Annotated in this window: 13 protein-coding genes and 1 pseudogene; 5 read left to right on the top strand and 9 right to left on the bottom strand. The window is 70.7% G+C overall.

The genetic code is table 11. The annotated features are described in order from the left end of the window. The first annotated feature begins 134 nt into the window (after nucleotides 1-134). The 3 genes from LRG07_RS03150 to LRG07_RS03140 are packed head-to-tail and all read left to right on the top strand — an operon-like array spanning nucleotide 135 to nucleotide 3,516. The gene (locus LRG07_RS03150) at nucleotides 135-1,304 is read left to right on the top strand and encodes an aspartate aminotransferase family protein (RefSeq protein ID WP_201169055.1); all 1,170 of its coding nucleotides are present in this window, start codon (nucleotides 135-137) and stop codon (nucleotides 1,302-1,304) included. 29 nt (nucleotides 1,305-1,333) lie between these two features. Further along, nucleotides 1,334-2,263 carry an ornithine carbamoyltransferase gene (gene argF / locus LRG07_RS03145; protein WP_238641786.1) on the top strand — a complete coding sequence of 310 codons (930 nt, stop codon included), beginning with the start codon at nucleotides 1,334-1,336 and terminating at the stop codon, nucleotides 2,261-2,263. Nucleotides 2,264-2,304: 41 nt separating this feature from the next. Then, nucleotides 2,305-3,516 carry an argininosuccinate synthase gene (locus tag LRG07_RS03140; protein ID WP_238635191.1) on the top strand — a complete coding sequence of 404 codons (1,212 nt, stop codon included), beginning with the start codon at nucleotides 2,305-2,307 and terminating at the stop codon, nucleotides 3,514-3,516. A 111-nt stretch (nucleotides 3,517-3,627) separates the two neighbouring features. Here LRG07_RS03140 and nth read toward each other — a convergent pair whose 3' ends face one another. The 7 genes and pseudogenes from nth to rsxA form a co-directional block, all read right to left on the bottom strand. Beyond that, the gene (gene nth, locus LRG07_RS03135) at nucleotides 3,628-4,269 is read right to left on the bottom strand and encodes an endonuclease III (RefSeq protein WP_238641785.1); all 642 of its coding nucleotides are present in this window, start codon (nucleotides 4,267-4,269) and stop codon (nucleotides 3,628-3,630) included. Beyond that, entirely contained in the window at nucleotides 4,259-4,903 is a 645-nt protein-coding gene (locus LRG07_RS03130; RefSeq protein ID WP_201169045.1) for an electron transport complex subunit E, read from the bottom strand. Before LRG07_RS03130 ends, nth begins: the two co-directional genes overlap by 11 nt. Beyond that, complete coding sequence (locus tag LRG07_RS03125; RefSeq protein ID WP_238641784.1) at nucleotides 4,900-5,574, bottom strand: RnfABCDGE type electron transport complex subunit G; 675 nt, start codon at nucleotides 5,572-5,574, stop codon at nucleotides 4,900-4,902. Before LRG07_RS03125 ends, LRG07_RS03130 begins: the two co-directional genes overlap by 4 nt. Further along, nucleotides 5,571-6,542 carry an RnfABCDGE type electron transport complex subunit D gene (locus LRG07_RS03120; RefSeq protein ID WP_238635188.1) on the bottom strand — a complete coding sequence of 324 codons (972 nt, stop codon included), beginning with the start codon at nucleotides 6,540-6,542 and terminating at the stop codon, nucleotides 5,571-5,573. Before LRG07_RS03120 ends, LRG07_RS03125 begins: the two co-directional genes overlap by 4 nt. Before the next feature lie 2 nt (nucleotides 6,543-6,544). Next, nucleotides 6,545-8,590 carry an electron transport complex subunit RsxC gene (gene rsxC, locus LRG07_RS03115; RefSeq protein WP_201169036.1) on the bottom strand — a complete coding sequence of 682 codons (2,046 nt, stop codon included), beginning with the start codon at nucleotides 8,588-8,590 and terminating at the stop codon, nucleotides 6,545-6,547. A gap of 31 nt (nucleotides 8,591-8,621) precedes the next feature. After that, nucleotides 8,622-9,095: a bifunctional nuclease family protein gene (locus LRG07_RS03110; protein WP_238633794.1), complete on the bottom strand. Its 474-nt coding sequence runs from the start codon at nucleotides 9,093-9,095 to the stop codon at nucleotides 8,622-8,624. A 39-nt stretch (nucleotides 9,096-9,134) separates the two neighbouring features. Then, nucleotides 9,135-9,704 (bottom strand): annotated as a pseudogene (gene rsxA / locus LRG07_RS03105) (electron transport complex subunit RsxA); the annotation flags it as partial. A gap of 129 nt (nucleotides 9,705-9,833) precedes the next feature. On the opposite strand from rsxA, the gene LRG07_RS03100 reads away from it, so the two are divergent. Continuing rightward, on the top strand, nucleotides 9,834-11,087 hold the full coding sequence (locus tag LRG07_RS03100) for a S1C family serine protease (RefSeq protein WP_238641783.1): 1,254 nt from the start codon (nucleotides 9,834-9,836) through the stop codon (nucleotides 11,085-11,087). Nucleotides 11,088-11,544: 457 nt separating this feature from the next. Here the strand turns inward: LRG07_RS03100 and metG are convergent, their stop codons facing one another. Further along, complete coding sequence (gene metG / locus LRG07_RS03095; RefSeq protein ID WP_370641486.1) at nucleotides 11,545-13,626, bottom strand: methionine--tRNA ligase; 2,082 nt, start codon at nucleotides 13,624-13,626, stop codon at nucleotides 11,545-11,547. Between the two features lie 24 nt (nucleotides 13,627-13,650). Between metG and LRG07_RS03090 the strand changes: the two genes are divergently transcribed. Beyond that, nucleotides 13,651-14,373 (top strand): hypothetical protein, encoded by a 723-nt coding sequence (locus LRG07_RS03090; RefSeq protein ID WP_238641781.1) that lies wholly within the window; start codon nucleotides 13,651-13,653, stop codon nucleotides 14,371-14,373. A gap of 45 nt (nucleotides 14,374-14,418) precedes the next feature. Here LRG07_RS03090 and LRG07_RS03085 read toward each other — a convergent pair whose 3' ends face one another. Further along, nucleotides 14,419-15,282: an undecaprenyl-diphosphate phosphatase gene (locus LRG07_RS03085; protein WP_238641780.1), complete on the bottom strand. Its 864-nt coding sequence runs from the start codon at nucleotides 15,280-15,282 to the stop codon at nucleotides 14,419-14,421. Between the last annotated feature and the right edge of the window lie 121 nt (nucleotides 15,283-15,403).

Below are 15,403 nucleotides of genomic sequence, written 5' to 3'. Positions count from 1 at the left end.
TCCCCTCGGCGGTCCCGACACCTCCGGACCGTGAATCCAAGGGGTTGCGGTGCTTGCGCCGGTTTCAGCCGGCGGTTAATTTAGGCGTTTTTGCCCGGCTCCCGGAGTCGGTTGCCGCGTGTATGAGACCGCCCATGGAAGCCCTGATCCCGACCTACAATCGCCTGCCCGTTGCCTTCGCCCGGGGTGAGGGGGCGTGGCTCTACGACGAGCAGGGCCACGCCTACCTCGATGGGGTGGCCGGCATCGCCGTTTGCGGGCTGGGCCACAGCCATCCGGCCATCGCCCGTGTGGTGGCCGAGCAGGCGCAGACCCTGGTGCACACCTCGAACCTCTACCGGGTGCCGCTGCAGGAGCGCCTGGCCGAGCGCCTGTGCGCCGCCGCCGGGATGAGCGCGGCGTTCTTCTGCAACTCCGGCGCGGAGGCCAACGAGGCGGCCATCAAGCTCGCCCGCCGCCACGCGGCCGCGCTGGGGGTGGGGGCACCGCAGATCGTGGTCGCCGACGGCGCCTTCCACGGGCGGACCCTGGGGGCGCTGGCGGCCACCGGCAATCCCGCCGCCCACGAGGGCTTCGCGCCGCTGCCCGAGGGGTTCCGGCGCGTGCCCTACGGCGACGCCGACGCCGTGGCGGCCATCGACGACGACGCCGTGTGTGCCGTGCTGGTGGAGCCGATCCAGGGCGAGGGCGGGGTGCGGATCCCGCCGGCGGATTACCTGGCGCGGCTGCGGCGGATCTGCGACGAGCGCGGCTGGCTGCTGATGCTCGATGAAGTGCAGACGGGCATGGGGCGCACCGGGACGCTGTTCGCCTTCGAGCAGGCCGGCATCCGTCCGGATGTGCTGATCCTGGCCAAGGCCCTGGGCAACGGGCTGCCCATCGGCGCCTGCCTGGCCGCGGCCGGGTGCGCCGGGACCCTTGGCCCGGGCAGCCACGGCACCACCTACGGTGGCAATCCGCTGGCCGCCCGTGCGGCGCTGGCGGTGCTCGACACCCTTGAGCGCGAGGACGTGCCGGCGGCGGCCGAGCGCGCCGGCGAGGCGCTGCGCGCCCGCCTGTCCGAGAAGCTGGCCGGGGTGGAGGGGGTCCGCGAGATCCGCGGTCGCGGCCTGATGACCGGCATCGAGCTTGCCGGCGATGCCAGTGCGCTGCCGCGCCGGGCCCTCGACGCGGGGCTGCTGATCAACGTCACCGCCGGCAACGTGGTCCGTCTGGTGCCGCCGCTGATCCTGGACGACGACGAGATCGGCCAGCTCGCCGACGGCGTCGCCGACCTGGTGCGCCGCCACCTGGCCGGCGCCTGACCTGAACCGAACCACGGAGGGCGTCTTTGATGCGCCACTTCCTCACCCTGCGTGACTGCTCCGCCGATGAGATCCACCAGCTGCTGCGCCGGGCCACGGAGCTGCGCGATATGCACCGCGCCGGGCAGCTGCACCAGCCCCTGCAGGGCCGCGTGCTGGGGATGGTCTTCGAGAAGTCTTCCACCCGCACGCGGGTCTCCTTCGAGGCGGGCATGGCCCAGCTCGGCGGCCACGCGCTGTTCCTGTCGCCGCGGGATACCCAACTCGGCCGCGGCGAGCCGGTGGAGGACACGGCGCGGGTGATCTCGCGCATGGTCGATGCGGTGATGATCCGCACCTTCGGCCACGATATGCTGGAGCGCTTCGCCGCGTACTCGGCCGCGCCGGTGATCAACGGCCTCTCGGATCTGTGCCACCCGTGCCAGCTGCTCGCCGACCTGCAGACCTTCACCGAGCACCGCGGGCCGATCACCGATCGGCGCGTGGCGTGGATCGGCGACGGCAACAACATGTGCCACAGTTGGATCGAAGCCGCCGGACTGCTCGGCTTCGACCTGCATATCGCCGCGCCGCCCGGCTACCGCCCGGAAGCGGATATCCTGGCGCTCGGCGGCGAGCGGGTGCAGCTCTTCGACGACGCCTACGCCGCCGCCGAGGGGGCCGATCTGGTGACCACCGATGTCTGGGCGAGCATGGGCCAGGAGAGCGAGCAGGCCGCCCGCGAGGAGGCCTTCCGCGGCTTCTGCGTGACCGAGTCGCTGATGGAGTGCGCCGGCCCCGAGGCGCTGTTCATGCACTGCCTGCCCGCGCACCGCGGCGAGGAGGTGGAGGCCGCCGTGCTCGAGGGGTCGCAGAGCGTCGTCTGGGACGAAGCCGAGAACCGCCTCCACGCGCAGAAGGCGCTGCTGGAATTCCTGATGCTGCCGCCTGAAAACGGTCCGCTGCACCCTGCAGACTGAACCCTGAACGCCAACCACTGAATACTGCCCAGGAGCCTCCCATGTCGGACGTCAAGAAGGTCGTACTTGCCTACTCCGGCGGTCTCGATACCTCCGTGATCCTCAAGTGGCTCGAGGAGACCTACGGCTGCGAGGTGGTGACGTTCACCGCCGATCTCGGCCAGGGTGAAGAGCTCGAGCCCGCCCGGCGCAAGGCGGAGGCATTCGGGATTCGCGAGATCTACGTCGACGATCTGCGCGAGGAGTTCGCCCGCGATTTCGTCTTCCCGATGTTCCGCGCCAACGCCGTCTACGAGGGCGAGTACCTGCTCGGCACCTCCATCGCCCGGCCGCTGATCGCCAAGCGGCAGGTGGAGATCGCCCGTGAGACCGGTGCGGACGCCGTCGCCCACGGCGCCACCGGCAAGGGCAACGACCAGGTCCGCTTCGAGCTCGGTTACTACGGCCTGGAGCCGGGGATCAAGGTCATCGCCCCGTGGCGCGAGTGGGACCTCAACTCCCGCGAGCGGCTGCTGCAGTACGCCGAGCGCCACGGCATCGACATCGAGGGCAAGCGCGAGGAGGGCGGCGCGCCGTACTCCATGGACGCCAACCTGCTGCATATCTCCTACGAGGGCGGGGTCCTGGAGGACACCTGGACCGAGGCCGAGGAGCGCATGTGGCTGTGGACCACCGCCCCGGAAGCGGCGCCGGATGAGCCGCAGTACGTGGACATCGAGTTCGCCGGGGGCGATCCGGTGGCCATCGACGGCGAGCGCCTCTCGCCGGCGGCGCTGCTCGGCCGGCTCAATGACCTCGGTGCCCGCCACGGCATCGGCCGGATCGACATCGTCGAGAACCGTTACGTGGGCATGAAATCCCGCGGCTGCTACGAGACCCCGGGCGGGACCATCCTCCTGCGCGCCCACCGCGCCATGGAGTCGATCACCCTCGATCGCGACGCCGCCCACCTCAAGGACGAGCTGATGCCGCGCTACGCCGAGCTGGTCTACAACGGCTACTGGTTCGCCCCGGAGCGCGAGGCGCTGCAGGCGATGATCGACCAGACCCAGCAGGTGGTCGAGGGCACCGTGCGCCTGAAGCTCTACAAGGGCAACGTCATCGTCGTCGGCCGCCAGTCCCCGCAGAGCCTCTTCGACGCGTCGGTGGCCACCTTCGAGGACGACGCCGGGGCCTACGACCAGAAGGACGCCGAGGGCTTCATCCGCCTCAACGCCCTGCGTCTGCGCCTCGGCGCCAAACGCCGCGGCTGACCCCGGTCGGGCAGGGCAGTCGCTGCCGGTGTGGGCCGCCGGCGGCGGTGCCCGCTGCCTGGCGGTGCGGCGCGTGAGGGAATCGACCGGGGCGCATTGGCGCCCCGGCCCTCAGGTCCGCTCCGGGTCCTTCTCCGGGAAGCTGCACAGATCGGCGATGACGCACGCCCCGCAGCGGGGGCGGCGGGCGGTGCAGGTGTAGCGCCCGTGCAGGATCAGCCAGTGGTGGGCGTGGAGCCGGAACGGCTCCGGCGTCACCGCCTCCAGCCCTTCCTCCACCTCGCGTACGTTCTTCCCCGGCGCCAGCCCGGTGCGGTTGGCGACGCGGAAGATGTGCGTATCCACGGCGATGGTCGGCTCGCCGAAGGCGACGTTGAGGATGACGTTGGCCGTCTTGCGCCCGACGCCGGGTAGCGCCTCGAGGGCGGCGCGCTCGCGGGGGACCGCGCCGCCGTGGTGCTCGATCAGCTGCCGGCTGGCGGCGATGATGTTGCGCGCCTTGTTGTTGTAGAGGCCGATGTGCTGGATGTACGGCTTGAGCCCGTCCTCGCCCAGCTCCAGCATCGCATGGGGGGTGTTGGCCACCGGGAAGAGGGCCCGGGTGGCGCGGTTGACGCTCTCATCGGTGCTCTGCGCCGAGAGCGAGACCGCCACCAGCAGCTCGAAGGGGGTCTCGTAGAGCAGCTCCGTCTGCGGCTCGGGCAGCGCTTCGCTCAGCCGCCGGTAGAGCTCGTAGCGCTGCTCAGCGTCCATGGCGGTCGTCGATGCGGTTCTTGATCGCCAGCAGCAGGGCCAGGCCGATGAACGCCCCGGGCGGCAGGATGGCGAGCAGGAAGACGTCGCCGTCGACCAGTTCCACCGTCCAGCCGGCGGCGGCCGGGCCGAAGAGCTGCTCGGCGCCGTCGAGCAGGGTGCCGCGGCCGATGAGCTCGCGCAGGGCGCCGAGGACGATCAGCACGGCGGCGAAGCCGGTGCCGGTCGCGATCCCATCCAGCGCCGCCGGGCCCACCGGCTGCCGCGAGGCGAACGCCTCGGCGCGGGCGAGGATGGCGCAGTTGGTGACGATCAGCGGCAGGAACAGCCCCAGGGTGCGGTAGAGGTCGTGGAGCCACGCCGCCACCACCAGCTCGACGATGGTGACGAAGGCGGCGATGACCAGGATGAACACCGGGATGCGCACATCCTGCGGGACGATGTTGCGGATCAGCGAGACCACCACGCTCGAGGCGGTGACCACCAGCAGCGTGGCGATGCCCAGGCCCAGCCCGGCCACGGCGGTGGTGGTCACCGCCAGCAGCGGGCAGAGGCCAAGGAGCTGGACCAGGGCGGCGTTGTTGCCCCACAGGCCGTCGCGGAAGATGCTGCGGGTCGTCGGTGTCTCGCTCATCCGGTGGGCCCCTCGTCACTGCGGTCGTCGGCTTCGGGGTCGATGGCGGTGGCGTCCTCGGCGTGGGCTTCACCGCGGTAGGCCTCCGGTTCGGCGGCGTGGTCGATCAGCACCGCGCGCACGGCGTCGATCACCGCCCGGGCGGTGATGGTCGCCCCGGTGATGCCGTCGAACGCCCCGCCGTCCTGGCGCACGCGCCAGTCCGCCTCCGGCGGCTCGCCCAGGGCCCGGTTGTCGAAGCCGTGGATCCAGTCGCTGCGTGCCGTCTCGATGGCGTCCCCAAGCCCCGGTGTCTCGCGGTGGGCCACGGTGCGCACGCCGATGATCTCGCCGTCGGCGTCGATGCCCACAAGCAGGCGGATGGTGCCGGCGTAGCCCTCCGGCGTTTCCACCTCGACCGCCGCGCCCAGGTACGTGTCGTCGGCGTAGGCGGGGTAGATGCGCAGCGGCGTGGCGTGATCCAGCGGGTTGGGGCGCTCGTAGACCTGCTCTTCCGGGGCGTTGTCGTGGCCGTCGGGCAGCACCGCGGCCAGGCGATCGAGCACCACCTGGCGCTCGGCGGTGGCGATCTGCTCGCGGGTCTGCTCGTGGACCAGTGCCACCGCAGCCAGACCGATGCCCACGAACAGGGCCAGGATGCCCCCGGCGCGCAGGCTCACCGGTAGCGTCATGCCGCCTCCCCAGCGCTGCGGCGTACCACGTAGTCGAGCAGCGGTGCGGTGGCGTTGAGCATCAGCACGGCGAAGGCGAAGCCGTCCGGATGACCGCCGAGCTCACGGATGACCAACGCCACCACGCCGATCAGCGCCGCGTAGATCAGCCGCGCCGTGGGCTCGCGCGGGGCGCTGACCGGGTCCGTGGCGATAAAGAACGCCACCAGCAGCGTCGCCCCGGAGAGCAGATGGAAGAGCACCGGGGCGCCGTCGCCGAGCTGCAGGAGCGCGGCGGTGGCAGCGGTGCCGGCAAGCACGCCCAGCGGCAGGCGCCAGTCGATGATGCGCAGCGTTAGCAGGAAGGCGCCGCCGAGCAGGAAGGCGCCGCCGAGCCACAGCCAGGCCCCGGCGGCCTGGGTCTGCCCGAGCAGCCCGCCGTCGCCGGGCAGGGCGGCAAAGCCCTCGGTGGCCAGCCGGTCCAGCGGCGTGGCGTGGGTCATGGCGTCGGTGATCGGCGCCAGGCCGCCGGTAAGGAAGTACTGCAGGGCCTCTGCGGCGGGGATCGCCGCGCCCAGGCCGGGCTCCGGCGCCGGCCATAGGCTCACCGCCTGCGGGAAGGCGAGGACCACCGCCAGGTAGCCGACCATGGCCGGGTTGAAGATGTTCTGGCCCAGTCCGCCGTAGACCTGTTTGCCCAGCAGCACCGCCAGGGCGCCGGCCAGCGCCGGGATCCAGAAGGGCAGCAGCGGCGGCAGGGCGATGCCGATGATCAGCGCCGCCAGCGGCGTGCTGCCGTCGGCCAGCGCCGGACCCACCGGGCGGCCACGCAGGCGCAATACCAGAGCCTCGGCGGCCACACCGGCGGTGAGTGCCGCGCCGATGTTCAGCAGGACACCGACGCCGAAGAGCCAGACCAGCACGCCGGCCCCCGGCAACAGGGCGAGCAGGACCAGCCCCATGATCCTGGGCGTTGTGGGTGCCGCCAAGCTCAACCCTCCGTGGTCTCGCCCGAGCGGTTCTGTTCGGCCTTGGCGGCCATGGCTTCACGCTTGCGCCGGCGCGCCTCTTCCTTCTCGCGCTGGCGGCGTGCCTCGCGGGCCTGTCGGGCCTCGTGGCGCTGCCGGGCCCGTTCGGCCTGCTCCCGCTCGCGCATGCGGGAGCGGGCAACGTCCCGGGCGTGCCCGGTGATCGCCGCCAGGGGGATGGAGCTGGGGCAGACCAACTCGCAGCTCGAGCAGCCGGTGCAGCGCATGGGGTCGATGTCGATGTGCTCGGCGGCCTCGCCGACGCCGACACCGGCGCGGATGCGTCGGGCCATCTCGAACGGTTGCAGGCCTTCGGGGCAGACCTCGGCGCAGCGTCCACAGCTGATGCACGGCTGCTCGAACAGCGGCGCCTCGTCGGCGGACTCGACCACGACGCCGTTCATGCCGTGGGTCAGCGGCACCTGCCGGTCGGTGACCGGGGTGCCCATGATGCCGCCGCCGACGATGGTCCGGCAGCCGGGTGTGCCGGCCCGGCCGATCAGGGCGGCCAGCGGCGTGCCCACCCGGACCCAGTAATTGCCCGGCTCGGCGATGCCGCCGCCGGTGACGGTCACCAGCCGCTCCACCGACGGCTCGCCCTGGTGGACGGCGCGGTGGATGGCGTCGAGGGTGGAGACGTTCTGGCAGACCACCCCCACCGCCGGCGGCCGGGCGCCGGGGGGCACGGTGCGTCCGGTGGCGGGGTAGACGATGTGGCGCTCGTTGCCGGCCGGGTAGTCGCCGCCGACGCGCACCACCTGGATGTCCGCCTCGGCGGTTTCGATGGCCGCCTCGGCCGCCGCGGCGGCTTCCGGGGCCGAGTTCTTCACCGCGACGAGGATGCGCTCGGCGCCGCAGGCCCGGGCGGCGATGCGGGCGCCGTCGATGATCGCCTCGGCGCGCATGCGCAGCAGCGTCTCATCGCAGGTGAGGTAGGTGTCGCACTCGACCCCGTTGACCACCAGGGTATCGACGCCGCTGCGCGCGGCGTCGGCGAGTTTCAGTGCCGAGGGGAAGGCTGCCCCGCCCATGCCGCGCACGCCGGCATCGGCGATGCGTCGCAGCAGGACCTCCGGCTCCGCCTGCAGCGGGTCCTCGATGGTCGCCATGGCCGTCTCGCGGCAGTCGGCGCCGTCGGCCTCAAGGATCAGGCACGGCGCGGTACCACCGGCCGGGTGGACGATGGGCCGGCGCTCGATGGCGCTGACCACGCCGGAAGTGGGCGCGTGCAGCGGCACGCCGCTGTGCCCCTCGGTGATCCGCGTGCCACGGCGGACGTGCTCACCCACGGCCACGGTGGCCGGCACCTCGGCGCCGGTGTGATCGAGCAGCGGCAGCACCAGCTGGGCCGGCAGCGCCAGGCTGCCCAGTGGGCCGTTGCGCGAGCGGTCCTTGGCGCCCGCCACGGCGACGCCCCGGCGCCGTGGCTGCACCTCTTGGTGGCGCAGCGGGCCGGGGCGCTGCTCGGGCCGGGCGGTGGTCGACTGCGGCGTCGGCAGCGGCCGGATGCGGGCGTTCAGTGGCGGTTCCACCGGCTGCATGGTGATGCAGTCCATGGGGCAGGCCTCGACGCACAGCCGGCAGCCGGTGCATTCGTCGGCGAGGACGGTGTGCACCTGGCGCTGGGCGCCGACGATGGCGTCTACCGGGCAGGCCGGCAGGCAGCGGGTGCAGCCGATGCACTGGCTCTCGTCGATGAAGGCCACCGCCGGCCCGGTGTTGTCCTCGGCCACCGGCTCGGGGTCGACCTGCAGGAGATCGGCGATGGCCCTTGCCGTGGCGTTGCCGCCGGGCGTGCACAGGTTGGTGGCGGCCTCGCCGGCGGCCACGGCCTCGGCGTAGGGCCGGCAGCCCGGATAACCGCACTGGCCGCACTGGGTCTGCGGCAGCAGCTCGTCGATGTGCCCGACCACCGGGTCGCGCTGCGCGGCCAGGCGGCGCCCGGCGGCGCCGAGACCGACACCGCAGAGACCGGCGATGGCTGTGAGGGTCAGGACCGCGCTGAACATACGATACAGGGTAACATGATCGGTGGTGGCCTCACGTCGTCGGACCCGGCAGCAGGTTCAGTCGGGTCATGCGCAGGGATTCGTCCTGGGGGCGGGGCTGTTCCCGCTCCTCGGCCGCCTCGAGGACCTCGGGGGCGGCGTAGATGGTGGCCTCGGCGCGCAGCGCCAGGGCGATGGCGTCGCTGGAGCGGCTGTCGATGTAGCGCACCGCATCGCCGTCCTCCGGCTTGAGGGCCAGGGCGGCGACGTAGGCGCCGTTGACGATGGCGTCGATGTAGACCGCCTCGAGGCTATAGCCGGTGGCGCGCAGCACGCTGCCGAACAGATCGTGGGTCATCGGCCGCGGCGGCTCGACGCCGTGCAGGGCGTCGTGGATGGCCTGCGCCTCGGCCGGGCCGATGAAGATCGGCACCACCCGCTCGCTGTCCGGCTCGCCGAGCAGGACCACCGGCGCCGGCGCGCCGCCCTCCTCCAGGGCCAGGGTGGTGACCTCGACGGCCACCATGTCCTCGGGTTCGACAGCCAGTTCGCGCTCCTCGGCCTGGGCCAGGCCGGCGAAGCCCATGAAGCCCATGGAGAGGATGCCGGCGCTGACCAGGGCGATCGGCGCGCCGCGGAAGGCGCGCGGCACTTCGGCGCTCTCCAGGCGCTCACGCAGGGCGGCGAAGATCACCAGCACCAGCCCGAAGCCGGCCGCCGCCGCGGCGCCGTAGACTGCCGAGGCGATGAGGTCGTGGTCACCACGGAGGTTGAGCAGGGCGACGCCGAGCACCGCGCAGTTGGTGGTGATCAGCGGCAGGTAAAGGCCGAGCACCTGCTGCAGCATGGGGCTGGTGAAGCGCACGGCCATCTCGGTCAGCTGCACGGCGATGGCGATGATCAGGATGAAGGTCGGCGTGCGCAGGTACTCGGCATCGAGCGGCACCAGGATGTACGTGAAGGCCAGGTAGCTCAGCACCGAGGCGAGGGTCAGCACGAAGGCGGTGGCCGCCGCCATGCCCGCGGCGGTCTCCACCTTGCGCGAGACGCCCAGAAACGGGCACAGCCCGAGGAACTGGGTGAGCACGAAGTTGTTGACCAGCACGGCCGCCACGGCCAATAACAGGAGATCCATCGCCATCCCCGTGTTGGAAATCGGTGGCTTGATCCGTTACGAACAGGGTGAACTTAACACCCCAACCTTATTGTCCACTACTTGATGAACAACCCACAGGTGGAAAGCCTTATGACGGTAGCACACGGAATGCAGCATCGACGTACGCCGCTGGTTCTGGGGGCCGTGCTGGCAATGGCCCTGATCGCTCTGGTGAGCACGCCGGCGCTGGCCGACGATCTGGAGCACCTCCAGCCGGACGAGCGCAATACGGTGGAGATCTTCCAGCGCTACGGGCCTTCGGTGGTGGCCATCGAGGTGGAGGTCCGGGGTGAGCGCGTGGATCCCTTCGAGCGTATTCCGGAGGGGATGATCCCGCCGCAGTTCCGCGAGTTCTTCGAGCGCGATCGTCCGCGCGGCGAGGCGCCCCGGCGCCAGGGGGCGGGCAGTGGCTTCCTGATCGATAGCGACGGCCATATCGTCACCAACTATCACGTCATCCGCAACGCCCTGGAGGAGGAGGGCGTGGAGCTGCGCGAGGGCGCATCGGTGAAGCTCAGCTTTGCTGAGCACGACGCCGTACCGGCCCGGGTGGTCGGCGCCAACGCCCTCTACGACCTGGCCCTGCTCAAGCCCGAGGATCCGGGGGCCGTCCCGGAGGACGCCGAGCCGCTGACCCTGGCCGATTCCGATCAGGCGCTGGTCGGGCAGAAGACCATTGCCATCGGCAATCCCTTCGGGCTCAGCTCCACGGTGACCACGGGGATCGTCTCCGGCGTCGGCCGGGACCTGCCAGGGATCGGGCAGATCGAGATCCCCATGATCCAGACGGACGCCGCAATCAACCCCGGCAACTCCGGCGGGCCGCTGCTCAACTCCGCCGGCGAGGTGATCGGTGTGAACACGGCCATCGTCCCCGGCGGCGGCGGGCTGACCGGCCGTGGCGGTTCGGTGGGCGTGGGCTTTGCCGTGCCGAGCAATCTGCTCCAGGAGAGCCTGGGCGAGATGGAGGAGGGCGGCCTCACGGATCTGACCTCCCGGGCCCGTCTGGGGGTGATGGTCGCCGGCCTAGAGGGGTATCCCGAGGGGATCCGCGAGCGGCTGAACCTCCCCGAGCGCGGGGTGATGGTGGTCGATGTGGAGTCCGGCAGTCCGGCCGAGGAGGCGGGCCTGCAGGGGGCTTCGTTCGAGGTGAGCGTCCAGGGGCGCGCCATGCCGGCGGATGGTGATGTCATCACGCACGTCAACGGTGAGGCGGTCTCGGAGCCGCGGGAGCTGCAGCGGCTGGTCTTTGCCCGTCGGGCGGGGGATTCGGTGACGCTGACGGTGCTGCGGGATGGTGCCGAGCGGGAGTTTGAGGTGGAGCTCCGGGAGGTGCCGCGGGAGCAGCAGCGGCGGCGGTAGTTAGCGGCCTTTGCGGGGCTCCCGCGTGGGCGGTTGTACGGGGCCGGCCTGGGCTTGTACGGGGCCCGCGTGGGCGGTTGTGGCGGTGGGGACCCGGTGCCGATGAGCGTGCCCCGCCTGGCGGCGGGGTCCCCTGTGCTGCTCGCCCGGCGGGGCCGCTCGCTCAACTCGCGGCGCTAGCGCGCCGCTCGGACAAGACCTCGCTGTTCAGCGCGAACCAGGAGAGGTTCGCGCTGAACCCCCTTCCGGGCTGCGCTGCTCGGCACGCTCAAAAGGCCACCGGGTCCCCACCGCCACAACCGCCCACGCGGTCTCCGCGGCCCGGGCGAGCAGCGCAGGGGACGCCGCCGTCAGGCGGCGCGCACTCAGGGGCACCCGGCACCCCCTCACCCAGCCAACGCGAGCCCGGGACCCTGAACAGTTCGCACCCCGCCGGACGCCGGATCACAGCGAAGGGTTACTTCACCCGCATCCCCGGCTCCGCACCGTCCTGCGGACCGACCACCCAGAGATCCTCACCGCCCGGCCCGGCGCAGAGGACCATGCCCTCCGACGTCCCGAAGCGCATCTTGCGCGGCTTGAGGTTGGCCACGCAGACCACCCGCTTGCCCAGCAACTGCTCCGGGCTGTACGCCTGACGCACCCCGGCAAAGACCTGACGCGTCTCGCCGCCGAGATCCAGCTCCAGGCGCAGCAGCTTGTCGGCGCCCTCCACCGTCTCGGCCACCTTCACCTCCGCCACGCGCAGATCCAGCTTGGCGAAGTCCTCGATGGTGATCTGCTCATCGATGGGGTCCTCGGCCAGACGGCCCTTCGGCGCCTCGCTCTGCGCCTCGGTTGATGCCAGGGTCTCCTTGGATGCGTCCACGACGGCCTCCACTTGTTGCGGGTCGATCCGCGTCTTCAGCGGCTTGAACTTGTTGATGCCGTGATCGAGCAGCGGGGCCTGCACGTCCGCCCAGCTCAGCGGCTCGATGTTCAGGAACGCCTCGGCGTCCTCGGCCAGCCGCGGCATGATCGGCTTGATGTACAGGACCAGGATGCGGAAGAGGTTCAGCCCCATGGTGCAGATCTCCTGCACCGCCTGCGCCTGTTCGGGGTCCTTGATCCGCTCCCACGGCTTCTCGGCGTCGATGTACTGGTTCGCCTGGTCGGCCAGGTGCATGATCTCGCGCACCGCGCGGGCGTACTCGCGCTGCTCGTAGAGCTCGGCGATGCGCTCGGCGCTGGCGGTAAAGGTGCGGAACAGCTCCGGGGCGCTGAGCCGCGGCGCCAGGCGGCCGTCGAAGCGCTTGGTGATGAACCCGGCACAGCGGCTGGCGATGTTCACCAGCTTGCCCACCACATCGGAGTTGACGCGCTGGACGAAGTCGTCGAAGGAGAGGTCGATGTCTTCCACCGAATCCGAGAGCTTGGCCGCCGTGTAGTAGCGCAGGTACTCCGGGTCCAGGTGCTCGAGGTAGGTGCGCGCGGTGATGAACGTCCCGCGCGACTTGGACATCTTCTGCCCGTTGACGGTCAGAAAGCCGTGGCAGTAGACGGCCGTCGGGGTGCGGTAGCCGGATCCATGGAGCATCGCCGGCCAGAACAGGGTGTGGAAGTAGGCGATGTCCTTGCCGATGAAGTGGTAGAGCTCGGTCTCGTCGGCGCGCTCGGCATCCCAGAACGCGTCAAAGTCGATGCCGCGCTCCGCGGCCAGACGGCGGAAGCTGGCCATGTAGCCGATGGGCGCATCGAGCCAGACGTAGAAGTACTTGTCCTCGGTGCCCGGGATGCGGAAGCCAAAGTACGGCGCGTCGCGGGAGATATCCCAATCGCGCAGCCCGGCCTCGAACCACTCGTTGAGCTTGTTGATGATCTCCGGCTGCAGGTGCTCGGTGCTGGCCCACTGGCGCAGCATGGCCTCGAAGTCCTGCAGGCGGAAGAACAGGTGCTCGCTCTGGCGGATTTCCGGGCGTTCGCCGGAGATCACCGAGACCGGATCCTGGAGCTCTGCGGGGGTGTAGGTGGCCCCGCACGCCTCGCAGGAGTCGCCGTACTGCTCGGCGGCGCCGCAGCGCGGGCAGGTGCCCTTGATGTAGCGATCGGGGAGGAACATCCCCTCGCCCGGGTCGTAGAGCTGCTCGATGGTGTGGCGCTCGATGTGGCCGCCGGCCTCCAGGCGTTGGTAGATCAGCTCGGCGAAGTGGCGATTCTCCTCCGAGTGGGTGGAGTGGTAGCGGTCGAAGCCGATGAGGAAATCGGCGAAATCGGCCTGGTGGCTGGCGGCCATCTCCTCGATCAGCTGCTCCGGCTCGACGCCGCGCTCCCGTGCCTTCAGCATGATCGGCGTGCCGTGGGCGTCATCGGCGCAGACGTAGTAGCATTCGTTGCCGCGCAGCCGCTGAAAGCGAGCCCAGATGTCGGTCTGGATGTACTCCACCAGGTGGCCCAGGTGGATCGGGCCGTTGGCGTAGGGCAGGGCGCTGGTGACGAGTATGCGGCGTGCCATATCTCCGGATTCGGTTTGCTGTGCGGGAAACCGCGCATTATGCCAGATCCCGCAACATGAACAGGAGGCAGTATGCAACGTTACGGTGGGTGGATGGCGGCGGCCGCCGGCCTCGGCGGCGCCCTGGCCAGTGGCGCGGCGCTCAGCGGGCCGCTGCCCGGCGACGCCTACGACATCATCGAGGCCGAGCTGATCGACCGGCGCAGCGGCACCGTGGAGCTCTGGCACCAGGAGGTTGATCGCAGCGACGCGGACCGGGTGGGCACCTTCGGCGCCCTGACCACCCGCGGCACCGGGGACTGGCAGACCACCGTGGGCCTGGGCACCGAGGGTGACGAGGGCGCCGATGCCAATGCCTTCCTGGATGTCGAGGGGCTGTGGCTCTGGCGCGACCGCCACCGCGACGGCTATGGGCTGGGCTTGGCCGCCGGGGCCGACTACGACATCAGCAACGACCAGCGCCGCGACCACTTCCTGCTGGTGCCGCTGACCGTGGACTGGGGCCAGCGCACCACGGTTCACGCCAACCTGGGCGTCAACCACGATCGCACGGCCGACGACACCGACGGCATCTGGGGCCTGGGCCTGGACTGGCGTTTCACCGAGCGCTGGGACGTGATCCTTCAGGTCAGTGGTGATACCGAAAGCGACAACGACGCCCGGGGCGCCTTCGGGGTCCGGCGCAGCCTGCTCGACGACCTGGTCCAGGTCGATCTGGCCTACGGCCGGGAGATGTCCTCCGGCGAGGACGACGAGTTCTACCTGGGGGTCTCTTTCGACGCCATCCGCTTCTGACCCCACCGGCTGGCGGGTATCGGCGCCCGCCAGCCGGGTGAGGCCCTACATGGGCAGGTCGATCCAGCCGAAGAGGATCGCCGCGGCCAGGGTCCAGACGTAGAAGGAGAAGACCTTCAGCTGGGCCCGGTAGAGGAAGTAGATCACCAGCTTCAGCGACACGATGCCCACCACCGCGGCGACCACGAAGCCAGTGGCCAGGGCGGTGACGCTCACGCTCTCCAGGCCGCCGAGCCGGTAGACCTCGATGGCCTGGAGCAGGGTGGCCGCGCAGATGGTGGGGATGGCCAGGAAGAAGCTGTACTCCGCCGCCCAGCGCCGCTTGAGACCGGCGAACAGGCCGAAGACGATGGTCAGCGCGCTGCGCGAGAGCCCGGGCATGAGCGCGAAGCCCTGGGCGATGCCGATGATCGTCGCCGTCCCCACCCCCGTCTGGCGCAGCCCGCGGCGCCGGGGCGGGAGCTTGTCGGTCCAGAAAAGCAGGGCGCCGGTGAGGATCAGCGTGAAGCCGATCATCCACGGGTTGGCGAAGACCTGTTCGAAGACGGCCTTCAACGTCAGCCCCACCACGCCGGTGAACAGCACCGAGAGCATGCCGAGCAGGAACAGCCGGGCGTAGAGCGGCGGCCCCTGGAAGCGTCCGGCCCGGGCCCAGCCGTAGGCGTCGCGCAGGCTGTAGCGGGTGAAGCGCAGCAGGCTCGGGGCAAAGACCACCACGATGGAGACCAGCGTCCCGACGTGGACCACCAGGTTGAACAGGATCATCTCGGCGCTCTCTGGTGCCGGCATCGGGTGGTCCCGGCCGATCAGCCAGTGCTCGAGCAACACCATGTGGGCCGTGGAACTGACCGGCAGGAACATGAAGATCCCCTGCACGACCCCCAGCAGCACGGCGATCCAAAGGGCCATCCGGCGTGCTCCTCATCTGTGTCGATCCGAAGGCGGTTTTCATACGCGAGGGGGGCGGGCGGGTCAACCGTGATGCGCCGCAAAAATTGACGCAAGCCCCGCCTGCCGCTATTTTAAGGAC

It is taken from the genome of Halorhodospira sp. 9622, from assembly GCF_022228025.1.
Lineage (GTDB): Bacteria > Pseudomonadota > Gammaproteobacteria > Nitrococcales > Halorhodospiraceae > Halorhodospira > Halorhodospira halophila_A.
This window is presented reverse-complemented; position numbering and strand designations above follow the sequence as displayed.